Raw genomic sequence first — 25,362 nt, 5'->3', positions numbered from 1 at the left:
CTCACAGACCCTGGTGGTCGGCGAACACGTCGTCGGCAAAGCCTTCGGCAGGGGTGCTGTCGCTTGCTTCGGCGGCCGCTGGTGCGACTGGCAGTTGATCGAGCGCCTGCTGCAGTTTCTGGGTCAGCTCGCGGCAGCCTTGGCCGCTGATGGCGCAGATGCGGAAACACTCGCTGGAAGGCGTGCCGACGGCGTGCAGGAAGTCGGCGATCCGCTTCTCGTGCTCTTCGACGGGAATCAGATCGAGCTTGTTGAAAATCAGCCAGCGCGGTTTTCGGGCCAGTTCGGGATCGTACTGCTCGAGTTCGCGAACAACGGTCAGGCAATCGCGGATCGGGTCGGCATCCGGGTCGGTCGGTGCGAGGTCGACGATGTGCAGCAGCAGGCGCGTACGCGTCAGGTGCTTGAGGAAGCGGATACCGAGCCCAGCGCCGGCGGCGGCGCCCTCGATCAAGCCGGGAATGTCGGCGATCACGAAGCTCTGGTTCGGATTCAGGCGCACGACACCCAGGTGTGGATGAAGGGTGGTGAAGGGGTAGTCGGCAACCTTTGGGCGGGCTGCCGACACGGCGCGCAGGAAGGTGCTCTTGCCGGCGTTGGGCAGACCGAGCAGGCCGATATCGGCCAGCAGGCGCAATTCGAGTCGCAGTTCACGCTGCTCGCCCGCCTCGCCACGGGTGCATTGGCGCGGCGTGCGATTGACGCTCGACTTGAAGTGGATGTTGCCCAGCCCACCACGGCCGCCTCTGGCCAGCAGAAGTTTCTTGCCGTCCACATCGAGGTCAGCGAGGACTTCGTTGGTGTTCACGTCGGCAATCACGGTGCCGACGGGCACGCGCAAGGTCAGGTCTTTCCCGCGCTTGCCATAGCAGTCGCTGGAGCCGCCGTTTTGCCCCCGCCCGGCGCGATGCCTGCGCGCGTAGCGATACTCGATCAAGGTATTGACGTTGCGGTCAGCGACGAAGTGCACGCTGCCGCCGTGTCCGCCGTCACCGCCGTCCGGGCCACCCTCAGGCTCATATTTGTCGCGCCGAAAAGAGGCGATACCGTTGCCGCCGTCGCCGGCGGCGACGAAGATCTTCGCCTCATCGATGAATTTCATGGTGGGGTCTTTCCGTGTGGCCAGATGGGAAAACAAATAGTCCTGCGGACCTGCCCTGCCCTGCAAAGCAAAAAAGCCCTATCGGCAAGGATAGGGCTTTGTCCAGGACAGGCTGCCGTGAGGCAGCCTGCGTACAGGGCTTCAGACGGCAGCAGGAACGATGCTGACCGTACGACGGCGCAACGCACCCTTGATCGCGAACTGGACATGGCCGTCGATCAGCGCGAAAAGCGTGTGATCCTTGCCGATGCCCATGTTCTCGCCTGGATGATAGGCCGTGCCACGCTGGCGAATGATGATGTTGCCGGCGCGAACCAGTTGACCACCATAGCGCTTGACGCCCAGACGCTTTGCTTCCGAGTCGCGGCCATTACGTACGCTGCCGCCCGCTTTCTTGTGTGCCATGAGTCAGACTCCTGTCAAATCAGGCTGAAGGAACCAGCGCCGCGCCGCCGGCAATCACATCAACCCGGATTTCGGTGTAATTCTGGCGATGCCCCTGATGCTTTTGGTAGTGTTTGCGGCGACGCATCTTGAAAATCCGAACCTTGTCGTGACGGCCTTGTGAAAGCACAGTCGCCCTGACCGTGGCACCGGCGATGATCGGCGTACCGACCGTAACGGTCTCGCCTTCGCCGACCATGAGGATCTGGTCAAGGGTGATTTCTGCGCCAACTTCTGCCGGTATCTGTTCTATTTTCAATTTTTCGCCGCTGACAACGCGATACTGCTTGCCCCCGGTTTTTATGACCGCGTACATGTTGGACTCCAAAAAACTAGACAAAATGAAGCGAAGAACCGCGCATTATACGTATGTTTTCCTTCTCGTCAAAGGGATTTGCGCACTCTTTCACGCAAGCGTTGCTTGACGCAAGGCAGGTCGGCGCCTAAGATTCCGCAGTTTTGTGCCAAGGTGCCGTGTCGTGAGAATGGAGCAGTTCTACAACCTGATCGAGCCTGACATGAAGGCGGTTGACGCGGTAATCCGTCAGCGCCTGCATTCCGATGTCGCTCTGGTTCGGCAGGTCGCCGAGTACATCATCCAGAGCGGCGGCAAACGATTGCGTCCGGCACTGGTCCTGCTCTCGGCTGGCGCGCTGGGCTACCGCGGCACGTATCATCAGGAGCTTGCGGCAGTGATCGAGTTCATTCATACGGCCACGCTGCTCCATGACGACGTGGTCGATGCTTCCGACCTGCGGCGCGGCCGTGAAACCGCCAATGCGATGTTTGGCAACTCGGCCAGCGTGCTGGTCGGTGACTTCCTGTATTCGCGTGCCTTCCAGATGATGGTTGCGGTTGGCGACATGCGCGTCATGCGGGTGCTGGCGGATGCGACAAACGTCATTGCCGAGGGTGAGGTGCTGCAATTGATGAACTGCCATGACGCCGATGTCGATGAGCAGGGCTACCTGCAGGTCATCCGCTACAAGACGGCAAAATTGTTCGAGGCCGCCGCGCAACTGGGTGCGATCATCGGTGGCGGCACTCCGGCCGTTGAACAGGCGATGGCGACTTACGGCATCCACCTGGGTACGGCGTTTCAGCTGATCGACGATGTCCTCGATTACTCGGGGGCCGAGCTTGAGACCGGCAAACACCTGGGTGATGACCTGGCTGAAGGGAAACCCACGCTGCCGCTGATTTTTGTCATCCAGAATGGCAGCGCCGAAGCGGCGGCCTGCGTGCGCAGCGCGATCGAGAGTGGCGGCCGGGATGACCTGCCTCTCGTCTTGAAAGCAATCCGCGCCACCGGCGCCCTGGAATATGCCAAACGGAAAGCCGGCGACGAGGCAGGACTCGCTGCTGCTGCACTGGATGTCGTGCCTGCTTCTCAATACAAGGATTCCTTGTTAGAATTATGCCTCTTCGCCGTCGCTAGGTCTCATTAGCGCGGCTTCGGTCGGGGCGTAGCTCAGCCTGGTAGAGTACTGCGTTCGGGACGCAGGAGTCGGAGGTTCGAATCCTCTCGCCCCGACCACTGATTTCGAGACAAACCGGAAACTGACGATTTGTCTTGCGGGATGTTGGAGCAAAGTTCAGGCGGCTTTGCTCCAGTTCTGCTCCGAGTCTTTCGCCAAGTCCTTAGCCAAGTCCTCCTCAATATCGACAACCTGTTGCCGAAACGAAGGGCAGCGCCTGATCCCTTCTCGGAACATTCTGCTATGCTTGACAGTCCCGCAGGATTCCTCTGGCAATGACGAAAATCCTACTGCTGATCGCCCTGGTCTTCGCTGTCTGGTGGCTCTGGCGCCATTCCCGGAAGTTGCGCAGCGGTTCTGCCTACGAGAAGCCTCAGCGCGAAGCCGAGCGCATGGTGCAGTGCGCCCGCTGCGGCGTCAATCAGCCGGTCAGCGAGAGCATTCTGGCCAATGGGCGTTACTACTGCTGCGCTGCCCATCTTCGCGACCCTCGCTCGGACGACGCCTGAGCGGCCATGGCCCGCACGGAGAACGACGGCGTCGAGCGTTTTTCCGAGACGCACTGGAAGTCGCTGCGCTACTTCAACCTCTATCGCCTCGCACTGGCCACTCTGCTTTTCTTCTCAGCGCTGCTCTATCCATCAGCTTTTCCCGTTCTCAGTCCGGATCGCGGTCTGCAGCATCTGGCGCCGGCCGGTCTGTACCTGGTGAGCACCGTGGCAGCCGTCATTCTCGCGTATCGCCACCGCCAGCACGCCAGCATGCAGTTGACCAGCAGCGTCCTGATTGATGTACTGGTCATGACGATTCTGATTCATGCCGGCGGTGGGCTGGGTAGCGGCCTCGGTTCGATGTTGCTGGTGACGCTGGCCGGGGCCGGACTGGTCGGACAGGGACGCCTGGTGTTGTTCTATGCCGCGATGGCTACCCTGGCGGTGCTGTTTGAGCAGTCGTACCGGGCCCTGCAGAACGACTTCGATGCGGCTGGCTTCTTCCAGGCCGGAATCTTCTGTGCCGGCTTCTTTGCGGTAGCTGTGTCGGCGCGCCTGCTGGCGCGTCGGGTGATCGCCAACGAAGCCCTGGCTCGTCAGCGTGGCGTCGATCTGAACAACCAGACGATGATCAGCCAGCGGGTGATCGAGGAGATGCAGGACGGTGTTCTCGTCCTCAGCCGTGACGGCAGGGTGCGCCAGAGCAACCCGCGCGCCAGGCAGATGTTGGGTCTCAACGAGGCAAGCGACCTCGGGTTGGCCACCTGCTCGCCTGAACTAGCGCAGGGTTTTTTCGATTGGTGCCGGGGACTCGGCGAAGCGGCGGTCCTGACGCGGGTACCGGCAAGTGGCTTCGAGTTGCGGGCCAGCTTCATCCCGACCGAAAGTTCGGAACGTGACGTGCTTGCTTTTCTCGAGGACATGGGGCGGTTGCGCGAGCAGGCGCGGCAGATGAAACTGGCCGCCCTCGGGCGTCTCACTGCCAATATCGCGCACGAAATCCGCAATCCGCTGTCGGCCATCAGTTATGCCGGCGAACTGCTGCACGAAGAGCGGCGTGGCGAGACGTATGAGCGTCTGCTGCGCATCCTGATGGACAACACCCAGCGCCTGGAGCGTATCGTCAGCGACGTTCTCGAACTGGGGCGCCGTGATCGCGCCTATCGCGAGCTGATCGACCTGCGCGACGTGTTGCCTCCTTTCGTCGACGAATGCTGCGCCAGGGAGCACCTGCCGGCCGACGTCGTCAGCCTGGAATTGTCTGGCCTGGCGAAGCTCTGTTTCGACCGTTCCCACTTTGATCAGGTGTTGTGGAATCTTGTCGGCAATGCGCTGCGTCATTCGCGACGTTCGCTGGCCAGCGTTCGCCTGCTGGTTCGTGATGCCCGCGCCGCAGGCTGGGTGGAGGTGCACGTCATCGACGATGGTGAGGGTGTGAGTGAGGAGTGCCGCGATCAGATCTTCGAGCCATTCTTCACCACCCATCATCGGGGCACCGGGCTGGGTCTCTACATTGCGCGCGAGTTGTGTGACGCGAATGAGGCCCAACTCGACTTGGACAGCGTCGGTCCGGGCGCGGATTTTCGTCTTTTGGGGAGGGCTGTCGGATGTCGGTAGGCAAGGCGGAGCGTCGCCCGCGCGGCGACTTGGCAAGGGTGCTGGTGGTCGACGACGAGGCCGATATTCGCGAACTGCTGGATTTGACGATGGCGCGTATGGGGCTATCTGCAGACTGTGCGGCAAGCGTCGCCGAGGCCCGGCAATTCCTCGAACAGCAGCACTATCAACTGTGCCTGACCGACATGCGCTTGCCTGACGGGGAAGGCCTGGAGATCGTAAGGCTGATCGCCGAGCGCTATGGGGCTACGCCGGTGGTCGTGATCACCGCCTTCGGTAACGCGCAGAACGCGGTCGCTGCGCTCAAGGCAGGGGCTTTCGATTATCTGGCCAAGCCGGTGTCGCTGGAGCAACTGCGCAGCCTGATCCGGTCGGCGCTCAGCCTTCCGCGTCAGGCTGGCACGGTGGACGGCGGGCAGGACTTTGTCTCTGGCGGGCAACTGATCGGCGAGTCGGCGGCGATCGAGCACGTTCGTCAAATGATCGACAAGCTGGCCCGTAGCCAGGCTCCGGTCTATATCTCCGGTGAGTCCGGAACTGGCAAGGAGCTTGCTGCGCGCCTGATCCACGATCACAGCGCGCGCCACGCGGCGCCCTTCATCCCGGTGAACTGCGGAGCAATTCCCGAAAACCTCATGGAGAGCGAATTCTTCGGCTATCGCAAGGGCGCGTTCACCGGTGCCGACAGCGATCGCGGCGGCTTTTTTGAAGCCGCCCGGGGAGGGACGCTGTTCCTCGACGAGGTAGCCGACCTGCCGCTGCTGATGCAGGTCAAGCTCCTGCGCGCGATCCAGGAAAAGAGGGTGCGCAAGGTTGGCAGTCCGGCCGAAGAAGCCGTCGATGTGCGCATCATCTCGGCGACTCACCGCATGCTCAAGGACTGCGTCGATAGCGGCACGTTTCGACAGGATCTCTATTACCGCCTGAACGTCATCGAGCTCAAGATGCCACCGCTGCGCGAGCGCCCGGAAGATGTGGCGCCCCTGGTCGAGGCGCTGCTGCTGCGCATCTGTGGCGCCCAGCCGCCGTGCCTGGGACCTCCGGCGATGCAGGCGCTGCAGGCGTACAGCTTTCCGGGCAATGTACGCGAGCTCGAGAACATCCTCGAACGCGCCACAGCGCTGTGCAACAATGGTACGGTGGTGCTTGACGACCTTCAGTTGGCGCCGCAAGTGGCGGTCAGCGACAGCGCCGGCCGTGAAGGCGAAACGCTTGACGACTACATCAACCGTGTCGAGAGGCTGGCGATCCTTGAGGCCTTGGCCAAGACATCGTTCAACCGCACCGCCGCTGCGCGGCTGCTCGGCGTGACCTTTCGCTCGCTGCGCTATCGCATCGAACGCCTCGGTATCGAAGAGTGAACCGGCTGCTTTCCAACCTCGCGTCCGGCATCAGTCCTGACGGCTGGCTTGGCGATGCGCTTCGTCTCGAATCGCCCAACCACGATGACCGTCCGCAGGGCGAGGCGGTATCGCTGATCGTCGTCCACGCGATCAGCTTGCCGCCGGGGCAGTTCGGCGGTGACGGTATCGTACAACTGTTCAGCAATCGACTCGACCCGGCTGCCCACCCCTACTTCAGTCAGATCAGCGCGCTACGCGTCTCGGCCCACTTTCTCGTTCGGCGCGATGGCGAGTTGATCCAGTTCGTCTCCTGCCGGCAGCGCGCCTGGCATGCAGGTCTTTCTTCCTGGCATGGACGCCAGCGCTGCAACGACTTTTCGGTCGGGATTGAACTGGAGGGCTGCGACGAGTTGCCCTTCGAGGACGTGCAATATACGCGCCTCCTGACGGTGGTCGCGCGGCTCAGTGCTCACTACCCCGTCGACGCGGTCGTTGGGCACCGCGACGTGTCGCCGGGGCGAAAGTCTGATCCGGGTCCCCATTTCGACTGGCGGCGTCTGGCATCGATTGGCGACCTGCCCGGCGTTTTGAGGTGATCGCCCTGACACCGAGCAGGAGAGTCAATACGCCGACCTTGTCTTCTCATGTATATCAGTATATCCTTATATGCATGAGAATCAAGGCTCGACATCGCTGGTCAGGCTGGCAGCCGCTGCTCGTCAGCCTGCTTGCGGCCGCTTCGCTGACGGTACACGCGCAAGGCCTGCCAACGATCATCGCCCAGCCCCATCCGGTTGATCTGATGCTGCCCGCGGAAGCATTGGTCGAAGCGGTCAATCAGGCGACGGTGGCGGCGCAGGTTTCCGGGCGGGTCGTCGAGGTGCATGTGGATGCCGGCCAGGCGGTGCGCAAAGGCGACCTCTTGATGAAGATCGACGCCCGTGAAGCGCTCGAAGCCGCAGCCGGTGCCTCGGCGCAGTATGTCAACGCCAAGGCCGCCTATCAGCGCAACATGAGCCTTCGCCAGCAAGGCTTCGTCAGCCAGGCGGCGGTGGACAAGGCAAGAGCAGACCTCGATGCCGCACAGGCGACCTATGGGCAGGCCACGGTCGGCGCCGGGCATGCGACGGTGCGCGCGCCGATCTCTGGTATCGTCGCTCAGCGGCTGACCGAACTGGGGGAAATGGCAGTGCCGGGCAAACCGCTGTTGACCATCCACGATCCGAACGGCCTGCGGGTCACCGCCAGTATCCCGCAGTACCGCTTGCCGCAGATGCGCGCCGTGCAGCAGGCGAGGGTCGAGTTTTCGGAACTGGGCAAATGGGTAGATGCAGCCAGCGTCACCCTGCTGCCGACTGCCGACGCAGCGACGCATGTCTCGCCGGTGCGCGTCAGCTTGCCGGCCGGGATCAGCGACATCGTTCCCGGCATGCATGCGCGCGTGCACTTCGTCATCGGTCGGGCCAGCAAAATGACCGTGCCCCAGACCGCCATCGTGCGCCGTGGTGAGCTTGCCGTGGTCTATGTGCAGGCGGAACAGGGAACGCTTTCCCTGCGCCAGTTGCGCCTCGGCGAGCCGGTCGGGATCAACGAGGTCGAGGTGCTCGCCGGCTTGCGGGCCGGCGAGCGCGTCGTCCTCGATCCGGTGAAGGCGGCCGTCCATCTGAAATCCGCCAGCCCGCCGGGTCACTGAGCCGATGGGTGTTTCCGGCCGTATCGCCCGTCTTTTCGCCAGCTCGCAGATGACGCCGCTGCTGGCGCTGGTGGCCTTGCTGATGGGCCTTTTCGCGACCCTGGTCACGCCGCGCGAGGAAGAGCCGCAGATCGACGTGACCATGGCCGACGTTTTCATTCCCTTCCCCGGGGCATCGGTCCGCGATGTCGAAAACCTGGTGGCGACGCCTGCCGAACAGGTCTTGTCGCGCATGTCGGGAATCGAGCACGTCTATTCGCTGTCGCGACCGGGAATGGCGGTGGTGACCGTGCAGTTCGCCGTTGGCGTCAAATACAACGATGCCGTCGTGCGCCTCTACGACACGGTGAATTCGCATCGCGACTGGCTGGCACCGAACCTCGGTGTGCTCGAGCCGACCATCAAGCCGGAAGGCATCGACGACGTGCCGATCGTTGCGCTGACCTTCTGGACTGCTGACCCAGGCCGCTCGGCGTTCGATCTGCAGCAGGTGGCGCGCGCGGCCGAAATCGAGTTAAAGCGTGTCCCGGGGACGCGCGACGTGTCCACTCTTGGCGGCCCCGATCACGTGCTGCGCGTGCTGATGGATAGCGAGCAAATGAACGCCTTCGCCGTCACGCCGCTGGATCTGGCCGCTGCGCTGCGCGTTGGCAACGCGCTGCAGTCTTCCGGTAGCGTCGTCGCCGGCAACCGCGAAGTGCTGGTGCAGACCGGCACCTATCTCGAGTCGGCGGCCGACGTGAGGCAGCTCGTCGTCGCCGTTCGCGGCAGCGCCGACGCGCGCAAGCCGGTGTTCATGGGCGACGTCGCGAGCGTCGAGGATGGACCGGATCAGCCTCGCCGCTACGTCTGGTTCGCCAACCGCGACGGTGAATTTCCGGCGGTGACCGTGCAGATCTCGAAAAAGCCCGGCGTCAATGCGGCCGACGTCGCCAATGCGCTGATCGCGCGCGTCGATTCGCTCAGGGGGACGCTGATCCCGGCAGGCGTCGAGGTCACGGTCAGCCGCAACTACGGCCAGACGGCGACGGACAAGGCGCAGAAGCTGATTGGCAAGCTGTTCTTCGTCACCGCTTTCGTCGTCCTGCTGGTCTTCTTCGCCCTCGGCCGCCGCGAGGCGCTGATCGTCGGCGTCGCCGTCAGCCTGACGCTGGCGGCGACGCTCTTTGCCTCCTGGGCCTGGGGATTCACGCTCAACCGGGTGTCGCTGTTCGCGCTGATCTTCTCGATCGGCATCCTGGTCGACGACGCCATCGTCGTCGTCGAGAACATCCATCGCTGGCAGACCCTGCGGCCCGGCCAACCGCTGCTCGAGATCATCCCTCTGGCGGTTGATGAAGTCGGCGGTCCGACGATCCTGGCCACCTTCACGGTGATCGCCGCGCTGCTGCCGATGGCCTTCGTCACCGGCTTGATGGGGCCGTACATGAGCCCGATCCCGATCAACGCGTCGCTCGGGATGTTCATCTCGCTGGCCGTCGCCTTCGTCGTCACACCGTGGCTGGCCGCACGCCTGCTCGCCGCCGCGCCGCACGCGCCTGCCGCCGACGCGCCGGTGGCGAGCCGCCTCGAGCGACTGTTCCGCCGCCTGCTGACGCCCTTCCTCGACGCCCAGACCGGCCAGCGAGCACGGCGCTGGCTGCTGCTCGCCATCGGGCTGCTGATCCTCGGCTCGCTGGCGCTCGCCGGCCTCAAGCTGGTCGTCCTCAAGATGCTGCCTTTCGACAACAAGAGCGAGTTCCAGGTCGTTCTCGACATGCCGGTAGGCACGCCGCTCGAGGAAACGGCGCGCGTGCTGCGCGAGATCGGCGCCGAGGTCGTCAAGGTGCCGGAAGTCAGCGACTACCAGGCCTACGCCGGCACCGCCAGCCCGATCAACTTCAACGGCCTGGTCCGCCAATACTACCTGCGCGCTGCGCCGGAACTGGGTGACCTGCAGGTCAACCTGGTCGACCACCGGCAGCGCGAACGACAGAGCCACGAGATTGCCGTATCGCTGCGCGCAGCCGTCGAGACCATCGGCCGACGGGCAGGTGGCAACGCCAAGGTCGTCGAAGTGCCGCCGGGGCCGCCGGTGCTGTCACCGATCGTTGCCGAGGTCTACGGGCCCGATTACCGGGGCCAGATCGCGGTGGCCAGGGAAGTGCGCAAGGTCCTCGAAAGCACGCCCGATCTCGTCGGGGTTGACGATTCGGTGACCGCTGCAGGCAGCAAGACGATTCTGCATGTCCTGCAGAACAAGGCGGCGCTGCTCGACGTCGCGCAGAGCGATATCGTCGAGGTGGTGCGCATGGGGCTGGCCGGCGAGGACGTCACTCCCGTGCATAACACCGAGTCGAAGTTCGAGATTCCGGTCCGCCTGACGCTGCCAGCCGAACAGCAGAGTTCGCTCGACGCGCTGCTCCAGCTCCGCGTACGTTCGCGTGCCGGCCGGCTGGTGCCGGTCTCGGAACTGGTCGAGGTGCGCGAACAGCCACGCGAAACGGTCGTATATCACAAGGACCTGCTGCCGGTGGTCTACGTCGTCGCCGACATGGGTGGTCAGCTCGATTCGCCGCTCTATGGCATGTTCGCAGCGCGCGCCGAACTCGTCGGCCGGTCGCTCGACGGTCTCGACCACGGCGCAGGAACTCTCGGCGAGTGGTTCATCCGCCAGCCAGCCGCCCCCGACGCAGCCTACAGCATCAAGTGGGACGGCGAGTGGCAGGTAACCTACGAGACCTTCCGCGACATGGGTATCGCCTACGCGGTCGGCCTGATCCTGATCTATCTCCTGGTCGTCGCACATTTCAAGAGCTACCTCGTGCCGCTGATCATCATGGCGCCGATTCCGCTGACCGTCATCGGCGTCATGCCGGGGCACGCGCTGCTGGGCAGTCAATACACGGCGACCTCGATGATCGGCATGATCGCGCTCGCCGGCATCATCGTCCGCAACTCGATCCTGCTGGTCGATTTCATCCGCCAGCAGGTCGCGGAAGGAATCGATCTGCGCGCAGCGATCATCCAGTCGGCCGCCGTGCGCGCCAAGCCGATCGCGCTTACCGCGCTGGCCGCGATGCTCGGCGCGCTGTTCATCCTGGACGACCCGATTTTCAACGGGCTGGCGATCAGCCTGATCTTCGGGATCTTCGTCTCCACCCTGCTCACGCTGATCGTGATCCCGGTGCTTTACTACGCAGCGTTCAGAAAGGACCATCAGACATGACGACCGATCGCGCCGTCCGCATCATGGCCGGCAGTTTCATCCTCATTTCACTCGCTCTTGGCGTCGTGGACAGTCCGCTGTTCGTGTCGAAATACTTCCTGTGGTTCACCGTCTTCGTCGGCGCGAACCTGCTGCAGAGCGGCTTCACTCGCTTCTGTCCGGCCGAGAGCATCATGGTCAGGCTGGGGATGAAGCGGGGCGGGTAAAGCGACACGCTGACGAGGTACTTGCCACCTGCGTTAGAATAGGGTCTGTCTAGTTTCCTGAACTCCACCCTGCCCATGACCTCGATCCTTCTCTATGACACTACGCTGCGTGACGGTTCGCAGCGTGAAGACATCTCGCTTTCCGTTGAAGACAAGCTGACCATCGCGCAGCGACTGGCGGCCTTCGGCATGCATTACATCGAATGCGGCTGGCCGGGTTCCAACCCCAAGGACGCCGATTTCTTTGCCCGTGCTGTGAGCATGAACCTGCCGGCGCGACTGGCCGCCTTCGGGCGCACGCGCAACCCCAACGGCTCCTGCGACGACGATACCAACCTGCGCGCGCTGGTCGTTGCCGGTACGCCGGTGGTGACTCTGGTCGGCAAGTCATGGGACTACCACGTCACCCAGGTGCTGTCCACGACGCTGGCGGAAAACCTGGCGATGATTGGCGACAGCGTCGCCTGGATGAAGGCGAGGGGCAAGGAGGTGGTGTTCGACGCCGAGCATTTCTACGACGGCTTCCTCGCCAACCCGGATTATGCGCTGGCGACCCTGCGCGCTGCGGCGGCAGCCGGTGCCGACTGGCTGGTCCTCTGCGAAACCAACGGCGGCCGGCTGCCCTGGGAGATGGAGGCGATGACGCGCGAGGTGGCGGCGCGTCTGCCCGGCGCGCAAATTGGAGTCCATTGCCACAACGACACCGGTTGCGGGGTGGCCAATTCGCTGGCTGCGGTACGTTCTGGAGCGACCATGGTGCAGGGAACGATCAACGGCTATGGCGAGCGCGTCGGCAATGCCGACCTGGTGACCATCCTGCCCAATCTGCAATTGAAGATGGGCTACGCGGTGCTGCCGGAAGAAAAGCTGCGCGAGCTGACGACTCTTTCGCGATACGTCGCGGAAGTGGCCAACCTCAAGCACAACGACCACCAGCCCTATACGGGTCATTCGGCGTTCGCCCACAAGGGCGGCATCCACGTGGCGGCGATTCTCAAATCGGCCGACACCTACCAACACATCGACCCGGAACGAGTGGGCAATATGATGCGCTCGGTGACCTCGGAGTTGTCCGGTCGCGGCAATATCGTTCTGCAGGCGCGCAGGATGGGGCTCGACCTTGACAACGAGGCCGCGCAGCATGTCCTCGCGCAGATCAAGCACCTGGAGCACGAGGGTTTCACCTTCGAGGCCGCAGAGGCCAGCGTTGAGCTGATGTTCCACCGCCTGCGGGCTGACTACCGCCGCCCGTTCGAACTCCTCGATTATTTCGCGATCACCGAAAGACGGCATGGCCGCGGGCTGGTCGCCGAAGCGACGGTCAAGGTGAAAGTGGGCGAACTGATCAAATTCACCGCCGCCGAAGGCAATGGTCCGGTCAATGCGCTGGCCAGCGCGCTGCAGGAGGCGCTGGTCGATCATTATCCGATTCTGCGCACGGTCCGCCTCGCCGACTACAAGGTGCGTATTCTCGGCGGGACCGCTGGCACCGCGGCGAACACGCGCGTCCTGATCGATTTCCAGAGTGGCACGGAAGCGTGGACGACCGTCGGCGCCAATGCGAATATCATCGACGCCAGTTGGCGAGCGCTGTCCGACAGCATGGAATACGCGCTGATACGCCTGGTGGACAAGGGCGCACCCGACAAGGGCTGAATTCTGACGACCGACGCCCCGACAATGCGATAATTCATCCCTCCTTTTTTCGCGCTGGCAAATCAATCATGGCACGCACCCTCTACGACAAACTCTGGGACGCGCACGTCGTCCATCAGGAAGACAATGGCACGGCGCTGATCTATGTCGACCGCCATCTGGTTCATGAAGTCACCAGCCCGCAGGCCTTCGAGGGTCTCAAGCTGGCGGGTCGGCGGCTGTGGCAGGCGAAGACGGTTCTGGCGACCCCCGACCACAACGTGCCGACCACCGACCGCGCAGCGGGCATCGTCGATCCGGTCTCGCGTACCCAGGTGGAAACGCTCGACGCCAACTGCGTCGAGTTCGGCCTCAATGAATTCCGCATGGACGACAGCCGCCAGGGCATCGTGCACGTCATCGGCCCGGAACAGGGCTTCACGCTGCCTGGTGCCACGCTGGTCTGTGGCGACTCGCATACCAGCACGCACGGCGCTTTCGCTGCGCTGGCCTTCGGCATCGGCACCTCCGAAGTCGAACAGGTGCTGGCCACGCAATGCCTGTGGCAGAAGAAGTCGAAGGCCATGCTGGTCAAGGTGGACGGCGAACTGCCGGCCGGCTTGACGGCCAAGGATGTCGCTCTGGCGATCATCGGCCGCATCGGCACCGCGGGCGGCAACGGCTATGCGGTCGAATTCGGCGGCGCCGCGATCCGCGCGCTGTCGATGGAAGGCCGCATGACGCTGTGCAACATGGCCATCGAAGCCGGCGCGCGCGCCGGCATGGTGGCCGCGGACGAGAAGACCATCGCCTACGTCGAAGGCCGCCCACAGGCGCCGAAGGGCGACGATTGGCAGCAGGCCGTAGCCTGCTGGCGTACCCTGCATTCCGACGAAGGCGCGCCGTTCGATGCGGTCATCGAGTTCGACGCGGCGCTGATCAAGCCGCAGGTGACCTGGGGAACGTCGCCGGAAATGGTGTTGTCGGTCGAGGACCGGGTGCCGAACCCGATCGACGCCCCGACGGCGGTCAAGAAGGCCGACTGGGAGCGTGCACTGGCGTACATGGGGCTGACCGCCGGTACGCCGATCGCGGAGATCGCCATTGACAAGGCCTTCATCGGTTCGTGTACCAATTCGCGCATCGAAGATCTGCGCCAGGCCGCCGCCGTGGCGCGCTGGGCTGTCGCGCAGGGTCGCCGGGTGGCGAGCAACGTCAAGCTGGCGATCGTCGTCCCGGGCTCCGGACTGGTGAAGTCGCAAGCCGAGGCGGAAGGGCTGGACAAGGATTTCCTCGCCGCCGGCTTCGAATGGCGCGAGCCCGGCTGCTCGATGTGTCTGGCCATGAACGCCGACCGCCTGGAACCGGGTGAGCGTTGTGCCTCGACCTCCAATCGCAACTTCGAAGGACGCCAGGGCCAGGGCGGCCGCACGCATCTGGTCTCGCCGGCGATGGCCGCCGCCGCCGCGGTCTTCGGGCATTTCGTCGATATTCGCGGGCTGATGAACGAGGCACGGCAATGACCGCCACAAAGGCGAAAGCACGCCTACTCGCAGGCATACTTATCGGCGTCGCCCCACCGGACAGCGGCGCTGGCCAAGTCATTCTTCAGGCAGACAAGCAATGAAACCATTCACTACTTTGCAGGGTCTCGTCGCCCCGCTTGACCGCGCCAATGTCGATACCGACGCCATTATCCCGAAGCAGTTCCTCAAGTCGATCAAGCGCTCCGGCTTCGGCCCCAACGCTTTCGACGAGTGGCGCTATCTGGATCGCGGCGAGCCGGACAGGGATTGCTCGGGCCGCCCGCTCAACGCGGATTTCGTGCTCAATCGGCCGCGTTACCAGGGGGCTTCGATCCTCCTCACGCGCGAGAATTTCGGCTGTGGTTCGAGCCGCGAACACGCGCCCTGGGCGCTCGAAGACTATGGCTTTCGCGCCATCATCGCCTCCAGTTTTGCCGACATCTTCTTCAACAACTGCTTCAAGAACGGCGTCCTGCCGATCGTCCTGGCGGCCGACGTGGTCGAACGCCTGTTCGTGGAAACCGAGGCTCGGGAAGGCTATCAACTCACCATCGACCTCGGCGCGCAAACCGTGACCACTCCGGCGGGCGAGGCGATTCGCTTCAGCGTCGATGGCGAGTCAAAGCACCGCTTGTTCAATGGCCTCGACGACATCGGCCTGACCCTGCTGCACACCGACAAGATCAAAGCCTATGAGGTGCGTCGCAAAGCCGAGGCCCGGTGGCTTTTCCAATAGTGCAGTGACGCGGCAGGCATGCTTAGCCGGCCCTGTATCAACCCACGACCAAAGGAACGTTCAAATGAAACTGATCGGTTTGTTTGCGCTGGCTGCGGCTCTTGCCGGATGTGCTTCCCAGGAGACAATGCCGCCCGCTGCGCAGGGCGCACGAACGGAAAGCTGCAAGGCAGTGACCGAACAGGAAGTCGCTGCCTTGTTCGATCGCTGGAATCAGTCCTTGCAGACCGGCGACGCGCACAAGGTGGTAGCCAACTACGCCGAGCGGTCGATCCTATTGCCCACCGTTTCCAACAAGCCTCGCTTGACCCCGGCTGAAAAAGAGGATTATTTCCACCATTTCCTGGCAGACCGGCCCACCGGCAAAATCGATCTGCGCTTCGTCGAGTTGGATTGCAACACGGCTTTTGATGCCGGCCTGTACACCTTCACCTTTGCCAGGACGGGCGCCGTGGTCAGCGGCCGCTACAGCTACACCTATCGCTGGAATGGCGCCGAGTGGCTGATTACCAGCCATCATTCGTCCGCCATGCCGGAGAAGAAATAGGCACAGCGGGTACGACGTACGACGGGCGCCGGCTTTGACCGGTGACCGTCGCACGCGCCATTACGTGCTTCATGATCCACCCAGGCGGTCAACAAAGCGGACAAGGGCCTCGATGACCGACCGCGGCTGGTCGCGGTGTGGCGAGTGACGACAGTCAACCAGCTTGAGCAGATCGACATCGGGGGCCGCTTCGGCAATGCACTCGATCTGGCGCATCGTCGCGTATTCGTCGTCTTCGCCCTGAATCGCCAGGAGCGGACAACGAATCGCCGGCAGACAGCCGGTAATGTCCCAGGAGCGGAATTCCGGGGCCAGCCAGATGTCGTGCCAAGCGCGGAAAAGGGCATCCGGGTCACGGTGGTAGCGCCTCAGTTTCTGCCGTCGCTCGCTGTGCGCATACGACTCACCCGCACGACGGATGCCATCGAGCGCCTTGTCCTCGACGAACTCGTGCGGCGCCAGGACGACGACGCCGGCTACCCGATCCGGCAGAGCTGCAGCGTAAATCAAGGCGATCGAACCGCCGTCGCTGTGCCCGATCAGCACCGGCCGTTCAATGGCCAGCGCGGCGAGCAGCGGCGGCAGGCGCTGCAGCGCCTCTTCATGCAGGTAACCAGGCGTCCGCGGTGCGGCCAGCGGAGCCGACTGTCCGTGACCAATGCGCGACCAGATCAACTCCGGACAGCCGGTCGCTTGTGCCACTTGCGCCGGGAAATCACGCCACAGCGCCACACTGCCCAGCGCCTCATGGAGAAAGACCAGCGGCGGGCGATCGGTCCGCTGCGCTGCAATGAGCTGATATTCAAGCGTCAGCCCATCGATCTCGATGTGGGCCACCGTTACACGACGAGCAGAAAATCGCGCACGATCCCGATCTGGCCGGCGTCGAGAAACATCGGTGCGTGCCCGACGCCAGCGATTTCTGCGGTTTGCGGGCGTGGCCCGCGCAAGGCCATCTCGTGCAGCGTTTCGCGCGTCAGCAGATCCGACTCGGCACCGCGCAGAACCAGCGTCGGGCAGCGAATGCAGTCGTAGATCGGCCACAGATCAACGTCGCCCGCACTCAATGCCTGCCGGAACGACTCGCCGATGGCCGGGTCGTAACGCATCTCGAGCCGTCCATCAGGCGCACGCTGCAGGCAGAATTCGGTGAGATGGCGCCACTGCGCGTCGCTCAGGGGGCCAAAGGGCTGGCTGACCAGACGCACGTACTTCTCGGCATCCTCATGGGTGTCGAACCTCGGTGCCCGACCGACGTACTCGCTGATCCGCTGCAGCGACGCCGCCGTGATCAGCGGTCCGACGTCGTTGAGCACCAGGCGAGTGATCGGCGAGTCGTCCTGACTGGCGATCCACATGCCGATCAGCCCACCCATCGAAGTGCCGAGCCAATGGATCGATTCGGCGTCGAGGCGGGCAAGCAGTACCATCATGTCGGCCACATACTGTGGAAAGGCATAGCACGAGGGGTCACGCAGCCAGTCGCTGCGCCCGCGCCCGACGACATCGGGACAGACCACTCGGTAGTCCGCGGCCAGCGACCGTGCCAGATCATCGAAGTCACGCCCATTGCGCGTCAGGCCGTGCGCGCAAACCAGAACGTTCGGATTGTCGCGCTCGCCCCATTCGGTGTAGGCCATGCGATGCAGGCCGGAAACCGAAGCACAGCGGACGTGGCATTCGGCGAATGCCGGCGTGCCGCCGGCCAGCCAGCGCGACAACTCGGAACGGACACTCATCGACTATCTCTCCCTGCAGGTTTCAGCTTTCCTGTGAGTTACCGTGGTTGGCGGGCAGCGCTCGAGCACCCCGGCCAGTCGCCCGCCCGGCAAGCGATTCACCCCGGCTGGAAGGCAGCGACTGTAGCACACAGACTCTGCTCTGGCAGCGAAAGCAGCCGCACTTACTGCGCGTGTCAGTGACGACGATACGCCGTTCGATACGAGGAGAGCGAGAGTCCTGTCGGCCAGGCTGTTTCCTATGGGGCAGTCTTGGCCAACTTTTGCTGTTGTCCTCTCTTCGCATTCCGCTTTCCAGCGCGAGTGGAATTTGCACGTGGAAACGAAGTCTCAAGTATCCTTGGAGGTAACTCCTCAAAAGCCCCAGACACGACCGTTGACTGAATCTGAGATTCTTGCTTGCAGGTGGAGCAGTGCTAGTGCAGTGCTTTACAACGAAGGCCGGGAACTCTATAATCCGTCCTTCTTTCGAGGGGGTATAGCTCAGCTGGGAGAGCGCTTGCATGGCATGCAAGAGGTCCGCGGTTCGATCCCGCGTACCTCCACCAGCAAGTCGAAGGAAACCTGTTCAGGTCCCCATCGTCTAGAGGCCTAGGACACTACCCTTTCACGGTAGGTACCGGGGTTCGAATCCCCGTGGGGACGCCAGCGATTCCGCGTTTTTAGGCAGCGGCCTGATGCGGCAGTACAGCATCGCTTCAAAGGCTTGTGGTGTAAGCGTTCAGCGCACCCACCGCTGGGTGCGCACAATCACGCGGATTGTTTGAGAGGCAACAACTCGTCGATGCCGGCTGTTCGGCCAGGAGGGGAGCTTCTCCAGGGTGTCGGTAAGCCAGACACAGGCCAGCCACCGCCGCAGACTGTAAACGATCGCCTTGGCCAGTGCGCCCCCCATCGGCCACCGATTTACGGGTATTCAGGAGTCCACTTGCAGGGCTTCGAGCAGTCCACCGGCCCGCTTGTCGGCCCAGAACAGCAGTTCCGGCGAGGGGGAGAAGGGGGCAAGTTATAGTAAGGTGGACCCCCCATGGCCCAAGGCAACACCGTCAATCGCAGGATCGTCCTCAACTCCCGCCCTGCTGGTGCGCCGACTGCGGAAAACTTCCGCCTTGAAACCGGCGCCGTTCCAGTTCCCTCAACCGGGCAGGTGCTGATGCGTACTCTGTATCTCTCGCTTGACCCGTACATGCGCGGCCGAATGAGCGAGGCACCGTCCTATGCCGAACCGGTGGCGGTGGGTGACGTGATGGTCGGCGGCACCATCGCACGGGTGGAAGCTTCGCGACACCAGGACTATCAGGCAGGCGACCTGGTCGTCGGCTACGGCGGCTGGCAGGACTATGCTCTCGCCAACGGAACGAATCTCACCCGGCTCGATACCCGGATGCCGCACCCTTCGCTGGCCCTCGGCGCCCTCGGCATGCCCGGTTTCACGGCCTACATGGGCTTGCTCGACATCGGCCAGCCAAGAGCAGGGGAAACGGTGGTCGTCGCCGCAGCGAGCGGGGCTGTCGGCTCGGTGGTGGGGCAAATCGCCAGGCTCAAAGGTTGCCGCGTCGTGGGTATCGCCGGTGGCGAGGACAAATGTCGCTTCGTGGTCGACGAGTTGGGCTTCGATGCCTGTATCGACCGCCGCAGCACCGGTCTCAGCCAACAACTGGCAACTGCCTGCCCGAAAGGCATCGACGTCTACTTCGAGAACGTCGGTGGCGCGGTCTTCGACGCTGTCCTGCCCTTGTTGAACGTCAGCGCACGCGTTCCCTTGTGCGGGCTGATCGCCCACTACAACGACACCGACTTGCCGCCGGGTCCGGACCGGCTCGGTTTGCTGACCCGCACGCTGCTTACCCGGCGCATCAAGATGCAGGGTTTCATCATCTTCGACGACTACGGCCCGCGCTACGGCGAGTTCTTGAGCCAGATGAGCACCTGGCTCAAGGTGGGGAAGGTGAAATTCCGCGAAGACCTGGTCGACGGACTGGAGAACGCTCCCCAGGCCTTCATCGGTCTGCTTGACGGCAGGAACTTCGGCAAGCTCATCATTCGTGTCGGCAACGACTAACTTCCTTGCGGAAGTTCCAACGAGCGGCAGTCGCCGCCGCTCAGGCCATCAGAGCAGGCGTGCGGTGGCTGTCTATCACCTGCAGCAGTTGTGCGAAAATCTTGGGATTGCCGGCGACGACGTTGCCGGATTGCAGGTAGGTTTCGTTGCCGGCAAGGTCGCCGATCAGTCCGCCGGCCTCGGTTATCAGTAGCGCGCCACCGGCAATATCCCATGGGGAAAGACCAAATTCCCAGAACCCGTCGAAGCGGCCACAGGCGACGTAGGCCAGATCAAGCGAAGCGGCACCAGGGCGGCGCATGCCGGAAGTTTTTTTCGCCAGATCCTTGAAAATCGCGAGGTAGGCGTTGATGTGGTCATAGACGCGGTAGGGGAAGCCGGTACCGATCAGCGCGTCTTCTAGCCTGAGGCACTTGCTGACGCGGATTCGGCGGTCGTTGAGGAAGGCGCCGCCACCCTTGCTGGCGGTAAACATCTCGTTGCGCACCGTGTCGTAGACCACCGATTGGGTGATCTGTCCGCGATGCGCCAGCGCAATCGAAATTGCGTATTGCGGAAAGCCGTGGATGAAGTTGGTCGTTCCGTCGAGCGGATCGATGATCCACTGATACTCGCCGCCGCTGGCCTGGCCGGCAGTCAGGCCCGACTCTTCTGCTAGAATGCCATATTCTGGATACGCGTCACGCAATACCTCGATGATCGCAGCTTCGGCAGCTTTGTCGACTTCGGTGACAAAGTCGCTCTGGCGCTTGGTCGTGACCTGCAGGTGACCCAGGTCCAGCGATGCGCGGTTGATGATCTGGCTGGCGCGCCGCGCCGCCTTGATGATGATGTTGAGAGCTGGATGCATGATTGTGAACAACCCGACGCGCCGCCGGTGCCGCCCGATTGGTGTGGAAGATCCCCGATTCTAATATGAACAGGCCTGCAAGGTCTCATTCTTCCGGTTTGCCGCTCGACCGAATCCGGGTCGTCCTGTCGCACACCAGCCATCCGGGCAATATCGGCGCGGCGGCCCGCGCGATGAAGACGATGGGCCTGTCGCGCTTGCTGCTCGTCAATCCGAAGCGTTTTCCGGATGACCAAGCGGTCGCCCGAGCGGCAGGGGCCGACGACATCCTCGCGCAGGCCGAGGTGTATGCGACTCTCGATGAAGCGCTGGCCGATACCGTCCATGCCTACGCACTGTCGGCGCGACATCGCAACCTTGGCCCACCAGCGATGCCGGCGCGTCTGGCAGCGACCGATATTCTGGCCAGGACCGACGAGGGTGAGGTTGCCTTGCTGTTTGGCAACGAGACCGCGGGCCTGTCGAACGCCGAGGTACAGCGCTGCCAGCGGACGGTGTTCATTCCAGCGAACCCTGAGTACACTTCGCTCAACCTGGCTTCGGCGGTGCAACTGTTGTGTTACGAATTGCGCCTGGCGGCTTTTGGTGGTCGCCCGCCGGTGGTGAGCAAAGCCGTGCCCTTTGCCACGCCGCTGGCGGCTTATCAGGATGTAGAGCGCTTTTACCAGCATCTCGAGCGGGTGATGGTGGCTAGCGGCTTCCTCGACCCGCAGCACCCGCGCCGCCTGGTGCCCAAGCTGCGGCGCCTGTTCGGACGAGCCGAACTCGAAAGCGATGAGATCAACATCCTGCGCGGGCTGCTCGACGCGGTAGAACATACGCTGACTGGGAAGGGCGAGTCGCGCGAGGCGAGGCAGGACGATAGTGGACGTAAACAGTAGGGTATTGTATCCTGCCCCTACATGAACAAGGACTTTCTCTCACATGTTCAGCCGCCTGCGCGAAGATATCCAATCAGTGTTCGACCGTGACCCTGCTGCCCGCAACTTCTGGGAAGTGTTGACCTGTTATCCGGGCGTTCACGCGATGGTCGCGCACAGACGCGCGCATTGGTTATGGACGCACCGCTTGCGCTGGCTCGGTCGCCTGGTTTCGCACCTGGCACGTTTCTTCACCGGCATTGAGATCCATCCCGGAGTAACTATCGGACGTCGCCTGTTCATCGATCACGGAATGGGCGTGGTGATTGGCGAGACGGCGGTCATTGGCGACGACGTGACGCTGTACCACGGGGTCACGCTCGGTGGCACCTCATGGAACAAGGGCCGGCGCCATCCGACGCTGGAGAACGGCGTGGTGATCGGTGCCGGCGCCAAGGTGCTGGGGCCAATCACGATCGGCGCTTCGGCCAAGGTCGGTTCCAACGCCGTGGTCGTCAAGGACGTGCCGGCGGGAGCGACGGCGGTGGGCAATCCGGCGCGCATCATCGATAGCGCGCAGGCCCGCAAGCGCGAGGAGATGGCCGGGCAGTTGGGCTTCTCGGCGTACGCGCTGGCCGGTGATCAGGACGACCCGCTGGCCAAGGCCATTCATGGCCTTCTCGACCATGCAGTGGCGGTTGATCGGCGCTTCGAATTGCTGCTCAGGAAGCTGGAGAAGGCCGGTGTCGATGTCGAAGGCGAACTGGCGACAGCCGACCAGTTCGATCCGCAATACTTGAGTAAAATAGTTGACTAATATGAAAGCAGTCACTATAGTGTACCAATCCAATCAACTATTATGGGTGGAGACAAGATGAGACTAACGACCAAAGGACGTTTCGCGGTGACCGCGATGATCGACCTGGCGCTGCGCTGCAGCGAGGGGCCGGTAACTCTGGCTGGAATCAGCGAGCGCCAGAAAATATCGCTGTCCTATCTGGAGCAATTGTTTGGCAAGCTGCGTCGCTACGGACTGGTAGACAGCGTGCGTGGTCCTGGTGGTGGTTACTGTCTGGCGCGCTCAACGACCCTGATGACCGTCACCGATATCATCCGCGCGGTGGACGAGCCCCTCGACGCCACGCAGTGCGGTGGCCGTGAGAACTGCCACGACGACGAACGCTGTATGACGCATGAGTTATGGTCGACGCTCAACGACAAGATGTTCGAGTATCTGAGCTCGGTGACGCTGAACGAACTCGTCGAGCAACAGCTCAAGAAGCAGGGTGGCGAGATCGCCGTCCTGCACGATGCGCGGCGTCGGGTCAGCGCACGACCGCGTGCCAAGGCGATGGCGCTCAATAGCTGAGCTTCCAGCAGCCATGTTTGCGCCCGTCTATCTCGACCACAACGCCACCACAGCCGCCGATCCGGCGGTCGTCGAGGCCATGCTGCCCTATCTTTCGGGTCAGTTCGGCAACGCCTCGAGCGGGCACGAGTACGGCCGCGCGGCGCGGCGGGCGATCGACCAGGCGCGTAGCCAGGTGGCTGAGGCGGTTGGCGCACACGCCAGCGAAGTGGTGTTCACCAGTGGCGGTTCGGAAGCCAACAACCTCTTCATCAAGGGTGCCGCCGCGTGCCTGAAACCCGGCGTCGTGGCGGTCAGTGCCATCGAACACCCGTGCGTGATCAAACCGGCCGAGCAACTCGGCAAGCGTGGCTGGACCGTGCGCCAGTTGACCGTCGATGGCGACGGGCGGGTCGATGAAAACAACTTTGCAGCGGTGATGGCGCTGAAGCCAAAAATCGTTTCGGTGATGCTGGCCAACAACGAGACCGGCGTGGTGCAGGATATCGAGTGCCTGGCCGAACGGGCGCGAAGTGTGGGCGCATACTTCCACACGGATGCCGTGCAGGCGGTCGGCAAGATTGGCGTCGATTTTCGCCGCCTCAACGCGGCCGGGGTCTGCGCGTTGAGCCTTTCGGCGCACAAGATCGGCGGTCCGAAGGGAGCTGCGGCGCTGGTGCTCGACAAGCGCGTCGAGCTCGAGCCTCTGATAGCCGGTGGTGGCCACGAGCGCGGCTTGCGTTCGGGCACCGAGAACGTGGCGGCGATCGTCGGCTTCGGCGTGGCGTGTGAATTGGCCGCTCAACGCCGGATCGCTGTGGCCCGGCGACTGCTCACGCTACGCGTGCGACTCGAACGGGGACTGCTCGGACTCGGCGCGACGCTCTTCAGCCAGGCGGTTGAGCGCCTGCCAAATACGGTCTATTTCGCGTTTCCCGAACTCGATGGCGACACGCTGGTCGGAAAGCTCGACCGTGACGGCTACGCCACCGCCAGCGGCGCTGCCTGTTCGAGCGCCAACCCCGAGTCCTCGCACGTGCTGCGCGCGATGGGGGTGACGCCAGATGTGGCACGGGGCGCCGTACGCGCCAGTCTCGGCGGCAGCAACACGCAAGAACAGATCGACGGTTTCCTGAGCACGCTGCAGGCAACCGTTTCCAGGCTGCAGCGGCTAACCGCGATGGCCGTCTGAGCGCGCAGCTCTGAACAGTCAACAATTTGCACAACACGTACAACCCGGAGCAAAAGCAATGCTGAAACTGCCCATCTATCTCGATTACTCGGCCACCACCCCGGTTGATCCGCGTGTCGCAGAGGCGATGATCCCCTATCTTTTCCAGAGATTCGGCAATCCGGCCTCGCGCTCGCACTCCTTTGGCTGGGAGTCGGAAGCGGCTGTCGAAGCAGCGCGCGACGAGGTCGCCCGGCTGGTCAACGCGGACCCCAAGGAAATCGTGTGGACCTCGGGGGCCACCGAATCGAATAACCTGGCCCTCAAGGGTGCAGCGCAGTTCTACGCTGGCAAGGGCAAGCACCTGGTGACGGTCAAAACCGAGCACAAGGCCATCCTCGATACCTGCCGCGAACTCGAGCGCCAGGGTTTTGAAGTGACCTACCTCGACGTGCAGGACAACGGCCTGCTCGACCTCGAAGTCTTCAAGGCGGCCCTGCGTCCCGACACAATCGTCGTCTCGGTGATGTTCGTTAATAACGAGATTGGGGTCATCCAGCCAATCGCCGAGATCGGCGAAATCTGTCGTGCGAAGGGAATCGTCTTCCATGTCGATGCGGCGCAGGCGACGGGCAAGGTGATGATCGATCTGGCCGCCCTGAAGGTTGATCTGATGAGCTTTTCGGCGCACAAGACTTACGGCCCGAAAGGCATCGGTGCTCTCTACGTGCGTCGCAAGCCGCGGATTCGCCTGACCGCTCAGATGCACGGTGGAGGTCACGAGCGGGGTTTTCGCTCCGGTACGCTGCCGACGCATCAGATCGTCGGCATGGGTGAGGCTTTCCGCCTGGCACGCCTGGAGATGGGCGTCGAGAACGAGCGCATCCGCATGCTTCGCGACCGTCTGCTCAAAGGCCTTTCGGACATCGACGAGGTCTACGTCAATGGCGATATGGAACACCGCGTGCCGCACAATCTGAACATCAGCTTTGCCTATGTCGAAGGCGAATCACTGCTCATGGCGATCAAGGATCTCGCGGTGTCGTCCGGGTCGGCGTGCACCTCGGCCTCGCTAGAACCTTCCTACGTCTTGCGCGCCCTCGGCCGCGAGGACGAACTGGCGCACAGCTCGATCCGCTTCACGCTTGGCCGTTTCACGACCGCCGAGGACATCGACTACGCGATCAAGCTGCTGCACGACAAGATCGGCCGGCTGCGCGAACTCTCGCCGCTATGGGAAATGGTGCAGGAAGGTGTCGACCTGAGTACGGTCCAGTGGGCCGCACATTGATCAATGCAGTAAAGG

General features: G+C 63.1%; 24 protein-coding genes, 3 tRNA genes and 1 pseudogene. 21 read left to right on the top strand and 7 right to left on the bottom strand.

Annotated features, from left to right (window positions below; all coding sequences use genetic code 11):
• Position 1 precedes the first annotated feature (1 nt).
• From cgtA to rplU, 3 genes are all read right to left on the bottom strand, one after another.
• Positions 2–1,102 carry an Obg family GTPase CgtA gene (gene cgtA / locus ACCAA_RS00465; RefSeq protein WP_186405285.1) on the bottom strand — a complete coding sequence of 367 codons (1,101 nt, stop codon included), beginning with the start codon at positions 1,100–1,102 and terminating at the stop codon, positions 2–4.
• A gap of 141 nt (positions 1,103–1,243) precedes the next feature.
• On the bottom strand, positions 1,244–1,507 hold the full coding sequence (gene rpmA, locus ACCAA_RS00460; protein WP_186405284.1) for a 50S ribosomal protein L27: 264 nt from the start codon (positions 1,505–1,507) through the stop codon (positions 1,244–1,246).
• A gap of 19 nt (positions 1,508–1,526) precedes the next feature.
• Complete coding sequence (rplU, locus tag ACCAA_RS00455; RefSeq protein ID WP_186405283.1) at positions 1,527–1,862, bottom strand: 50S ribosomal protein L21; 336 nt, start codon at positions 1,860–1,862, stop codon at positions 1,527–1,529.
• 169 nt (positions 1,863–2,031) lie between these two features.
• Between rplU and ACCAA_RS00450 the strand changes: the two genes are divergently transcribed.
• The 13 genes from ACCAA_RS00450 to ACCAA_RS00390 all read left to right on the top strand — a co-directional run bounded on the left by ACCAA_RS00450 (position 2,032) and on the right by ACCAA_RS00390 (position 16,026).
• Positions 2,032–2,994 carry a polyprenyl synthetase family protein gene (locus tag ACCAA_RS00450; RefSeq protein ID WP_425394433.1) on the top strand — a complete coding sequence of 321 codons (963 nt, stop codon included), beginning with the start codon at positions 2,032–2,034 and terminating at the stop codon, positions 2,992–2,994.
• 12 nt (positions 2,995–3,006) lie between these two features.
• Positions 3,007–3,083 (top strand) — tRNA-Pro (locus ACCAA_RS00445).
• Positions 3,084–3,299: 216 nt separating this feature from the next.
• Positions 3,300–3,533 carry a PP0621 family protein gene (locus ACCAA_RS00440; RefSeq protein ID WP_186405281.1) on the top strand — a complete coding sequence of 78 codons (234 nt, stop codon included), beginning with the start codon at positions 3,300–3,302 and terminating at the stop codon, positions 3,531–3,533.
• Between the two features lie 6 nt (positions 3,534–3,539).
• Positions 3,540–5,132: a two-component system sensor histidine kinase NtrB gene (locus tag ACCAA_RS00435; RefSeq protein ID WP_186405280.1), complete on the top strand. Its 1,593-nt coding sequence runs from the start codon at positions 3,540–3,542 to the stop codon at positions 5,130–5,132.
• Entirely contained in the window at positions 5,123–6,493 is a 1,371-nt protein-coding gene (locus tag ACCAA_RS00430; RefSeq protein WP_186405279.1) for a sigma-54-dependent transcriptional regulator, read from the top strand. Before ACCAA_RS00435 ends, ACCAA_RS00430 begins: the two co-directional genes overlap by 10 nt.
• Before the next feature lie 5 nt (positions 6,494–6,498).
• Positions 6,499–7,071 carry a 1,6-anhydro-N-acetylmuramyl-L-alanine amidase AmpD gene (gene ampD, locus ACCAA_RS00425; protein ID WP_186405344.1) on the top strand — a complete coding sequence of 191 codons (573 nt, stop codon included), beginning with the start codon at positions 6,499–6,501 and terminating at the stop codon, positions 7,069–7,071.
• Positions 7,072–7,145: 74 nt separating this feature from the next.
• Complete coding sequence (locus ACCAA_RS00420) at positions 7,146–8,168, top strand: efflux RND transporter periplasmic adaptor subunit (RefSeq protein WP_186405278.1); 1,023 nt, start codon at positions 7,146–7,148, stop codon at positions 8,166–8,168.
• A gap of 4 nt (positions 8,169–8,172) precedes the next feature.
• Positions 8,173–11,376 carry an efflux RND transporter permease subunit gene (locus ACCAA_RS00415; protein WP_186405277.1) on the top strand — a complete coding sequence of 1,068 codons (3,204 nt, stop codon included), beginning with the start codon at positions 8,173–8,175 and terminating at the stop codon, positions 11,374–11,376.
• On the top strand, positions 11,373–11,582 hold the full coding sequence (locus ACCAA_RS00410) for a YgaP family membrane protein (protein ID WP_186405276.1): 210 nt from the start codon (positions 11,373–11,375) through the stop codon (positions 11,580–11,582). Before ACCAA_RS00415 ends, ACCAA_RS00410 begins: the two co-directional genes overlap by 4 nt.
• A gap of 75 nt (positions 11,583–11,657) precedes the next feature.
• Complete coding sequence (gene cimA / locus ACCAA_RS00405; RefSeq protein WP_186405275.1) at positions 11,658–13,238, top strand: citramalate synthase; 1,581 nt, start codon at positions 11,658–11,660, stop codon at positions 13,236–13,238.
• Between the two features lie 68 nt (positions 13,239–13,306).
• Positions 13,307–14,740, top strand: coding sequence for a 3-isopropylmalate dehydratase large subunit (gene leuC, locus ACCAA_RS00400; RefSeq protein ID WP_186405274.1), 1,434 nt, complete (start codon positions 13,307–13,309; stop codon positions 14,738–14,740).
• Positions 14,741–14,840: 100 nt separating this feature from the next.
• Positions 14,841–15,479 (top strand): 3-isopropylmalate dehydratase small subunit, encoded by a 639-nt coding sequence (gene leuD, locus ACCAA_RS00395; RefSeq protein ID WP_186405273.1) that lies wholly within the window; start codon positions 14,841–14,843, stop codon positions 15,477–15,479.
• A 64-nt stretch (positions 15,480–15,543) separates the two neighbouring features.
• A complete protein-coding gene (locus tag ACCAA_RS00390) occupies positions 15,544–16,026 on the top strand; it encodes a nuclear transport factor 2 family protein (protein ID WP_186405272.1) in 483 nt (160 codons plus the stop codon).
• A gap of 69 nt (positions 16,027–16,095) precedes the next feature.
• On the opposite strand, the gene ACCAA_RS00385 is transcribed toward ACCAA_RS00390, so the two are convergent.
• Both ACCAA_RS00385 and ACCAA_RS00380 read right to left on the bottom strand, forming a co-directional pair.
• Positions 16,096–16,863, bottom strand: coding sequence for an alpha/beta fold hydrolase (locus ACCAA_RS00385; RefSeq protein WP_186405271.1), 768 nt, complete (start codon positions 16,861–16,863; stop codon positions 16,096–16,098).
• Positions 16,864–16,865: 2 nt separating this feature from the next.
• Complete coding sequence (locus ACCAA_RS00380) at positions 16,866–17,765, bottom strand: alpha/beta fold hydrolase (RefSeq protein ID WP_186405270.1); 900 nt, start codon at positions 17,763–17,765, stop codon at positions 16,866–16,868.
• A gap of 472 nt (positions 17,766–18,237) precedes the next feature.
• Between ACCAA_RS00380 and ACCAA_RS00375 the strand changes: the two genes are divergently transcribed.
• Together ACCAA_RS00375 and ACCAA_RS00370 are read left to right on the top strand one after the other, a co-directional pair.
• Positions 18,238–18,313: transfer RNA gene (locus ACCAA_RS00375), tRNA-Ala, on the top strand.
• Positions 18,314–18,337: 24 nt separating this feature from the next.
• Positions 18,338–18,413: transfer RNA gene (locus ACCAA_RS00370), tRNA-Glu, on the top strand.
• 102 nt (positions 18,414–18,515) lie between these two features.
• On the opposite strand, the pseudogene ACCAA_RS22650 reads toward ACCAA_RS00370, so the two are convergent.
• Positions 18,516–18,600, bottom strand: a pseudogene (locus ACCAA_RS22650) (transposase domain-containing protein); the annotation flags it as partial.
• Between the two features lie 192 nt (positions 18,601–18,792).
• Between ACCAA_RS22650 and ACCAA_RS00365 the strand changes: the two are divergent.
• Positions 18,793–19,827 (top strand): NADP-dependent oxidoreductase, encoded by a 1,035-nt coding sequence (locus ACCAA_RS00365; RefSeq protein ID WP_186405269.1) that lies wholly within the window; start codon positions 18,793–18,795, stop codon positions 19,825–19,827.
• 40 nt (positions 19,828–19,867) lie between these two features.
• Here the strand turns inward: ACCAA_RS00365 and ACCAA_RS00360 are convergent, their stop codons facing one another.
• Entirely contained in the window at positions 19,868–20,677 is an 810-nt protein-coding gene (locus ACCAA_RS00360) for an inositol monophosphatase family protein (RefSeq protein ID WP_186405268.1), read from the bottom strand.
• A gap of 65 nt (positions 20,678–20,742) precedes the next feature.
• Here ACCAA_RS00360 and ACCAA_RS00355 point away from each other — a divergent pair, with 65 nt between their 5' ends.
• From ACCAA_RS00355 to ACCAA_RS00335, 5 genes are read left to right on the top strand one after another with little or no spacing between them, the layout of a single operon-like run.
• Entirely contained in the window at positions 20,743–21,558 is an 816-nt protein-coding gene (locus ACCAA_RS00355; RefSeq protein WP_186405267.1) for an RNA methyltransferase, read from the top strand.
• Between the two features lie 43 nt (positions 21,559–21,601).
• Entirely contained in the window at positions 21,602–22,354 is a 753-nt protein-coding gene (cysE, locus tag ACCAA_RS00350) for a serine O-acetyltransferase (protein ID WP_186405266.1), read from the top strand.
• 57 nt (positions 22,355–22,411) lie between these two features.
• The gene (gene iscR, locus ACCAA_RS00345) at positions 22,412–22,906 is read left to right on the top strand and encodes a Fe-S cluster assembly transcriptional regulator IscR (RefSeq protein WP_186405265.1); all 495 of its coding nucleotides are present in this window, start codon (positions 22,412–22,414) and stop codon (positions 22,904–22,906) included.
• Between the two features lie 13 nt (positions 22,907–22,919).
• The gene (locus ACCAA_RS00340) at positions 22,920–24,077 is read left to right on the top strand and encodes a cysteine desulfurase family protein (protein ID WP_186405264.1); all 1,158 of its coding nucleotides are present in this window, start codon (positions 22,920–22,922) and stop codon (positions 24,075–24,077) included.
• A gap of 58 nt (positions 24,078–24,135) precedes the next feature.
• Positions 24,136–25,347, top strand: a complete 1,212-nt coding sequence (locus tag ACCAA_RS00335; RefSeq protein ID WP_186405263.1) for an IscS subfamily cysteine desulfurase — start codon at positions 24,136–24,138, stop codon at positions 25,345–25,347.
• Positions 25,348–25,362: the final 15 nt, after the last annotated feature.

The sequence above is a fragment of the Candidatus Accumulibacter aalborgensis genome (assembly GCF_900089955.1).
GTDB lineage: Bacteria > Pseudomonadota > Gammaproteobacteria > Burkholderiales > Rhodocyclaceae > Accumulibacter > Accumulibacter aalborgensis.
This window is presented reverse-complemented; position numbering and strand designations above follow the sequence as displayed.

Bases quoted from the DNA above. Each gene is read 5' to 3' on its own strand.
- cgtA (WP_186405285.1), bottom strand. From the start codon at position 1,102: ATGAAATTCATCGATGAGGCGAAGATCTTCGTCGCCGCCGGCGACGGC.
- rpmA (WP_186405284.1), bottom strand. From the start codon at position 1,507: ATGGCACACAAGAAAGCGGGCGGCAGCGTACGTAATGGCCGCGACTCG.
- rplU (WP_186405283.1), bottom strand. From the start codon at position 1,862: ATGTACGCGGTCATAAAAACCGGGGGCAAGCAGTATCGCGTTGTCAGC.
- ACCAA_RS00450 (WP_425394433.1), top strand. From the start codon at position 2,032: ATGGAGCAGTTCTACAACCTGATCGAGCCTGACATGAAGGCGGTTGAC.
- ACCAA_RS00440 (WP_186405281.1), top strand. From the start codon at position 3,300: ATGACGAAAATCCTACTGCTGATCGCCCTGGTCTTCGCTGTCTGGTGG.
- ACCAA_RS00435 (WP_186405280.1), top strand. From the start codon at position 3,540: ATGGCCCGCACGGAGAACGACGGCGTCGAGCGTTTTTCCGAGACGCAC.
- ACCAA_RS00430 (WP_186405279.1), top strand. From the start codon at position 5,123: ATGTCGGTAGGCAAGGCGGAGCGTCGCCCGCGCGGCGACTTGGCAAGG.
- ACCAA_RS00420 (WP_186405278.1), top strand. From the start codon at position 7,146: ATGAGAATCAAGGCTCGACATCGCTGGTCAGGCTGGCAGCCGCTGCTC.
- ACCAA_RS00415 (WP_186405277.1), top strand. From the start codon at position 8,173: ATGGGTGTTTCCGGCCGTATCGCCCGTCTTTTCGCCAGCTCGCAGATG.
- ACCAA_RS00410 (WP_186405276.1), top strand. From the start codon at position 11,373: ATGACGACCGATCGCGCCGTCCGCATCATGGCCGGCAGTTTCATCCTC.
- cimA (WP_186405275.1), top strand. From the start codon at position 11,658: ATGACCTCGATCCTTCTCTATGACACTACGCTGCGTGACGGTTCGCAG.
- leuC (WP_186405274.1), top strand. From the start codon at position 13,307: ATGGCACGCACCCTCTACGACAAACTCTGGGACGCGCACGTCGTCCAT.
- leuD (WP_186405273.1), top strand. From the start codon at position 14,841: ATGAAACCATTCACTACTTTGCAGGGTCTCGTCGCCCCGCTTGACCGC.
- ACCAA_RS00390 (WP_186405272.1), top strand. From the start codon at position 15,544: ATGAAACTGATCGGTTTGTTTGCGCTGGCTGCGGCTCTTGCCGGATGT.
- ACCAA_RS00380 (WP_186405270.1), bottom strand. From the start codon at position 17,765: ATGAGTGTCCGTTCCGAGTTGTCGCGCTGGCTGGCCGGCGGCACGCCG.
- ACCAA_RS00365 (WP_186405269.1), top strand. From the start codon at position 18,793: ATGGCCCAAGGCAACACCGTCAATCGCAGGATCGTCCTCAACTCCCGC.
- ACCAA_RS00360 (WP_186405268.1), bottom strand. From the start codon at position 20,677: ATGCATCCAGCTCTCAACATCATCATCAAGGCGGCGCGGCGCGCCAGC.
- ACCAA_RS00355 (WP_186405267.1), top strand. From the start codon at position 20,743: ATGAACAGGCCTGCAAGGTCTCATTCTTCCGGTTTGCCGCTCGACCGA.
- cysE (WP_186405266.1), top strand. From the start codon at position 21,602: ATGTTCAGCCGCCTGCGCGAAGATATCCAATCAGTGTTCGACCGTGAC.
- iscR (WP_186405265.1), top strand. From the start codon at position 22,412: ATGAGACTAACGACCAAAGGACGTTTCGCGGTGACCGCGATGATCGAC.
- ACCAA_RS00340 (WP_186405264.1), top strand. From the start codon at position 22,920: ATGTTTGCGCCCGTCTATCTCGACCACAACGCCACCACAGCCGCCGAT.
- ACCAA_RS00335 (WP_186405263.1), top strand. From the start codon at position 24,136: ATGCTGAAACTGCCCATCTATCTCGATTACTCGGCCACCACCCCGGTT.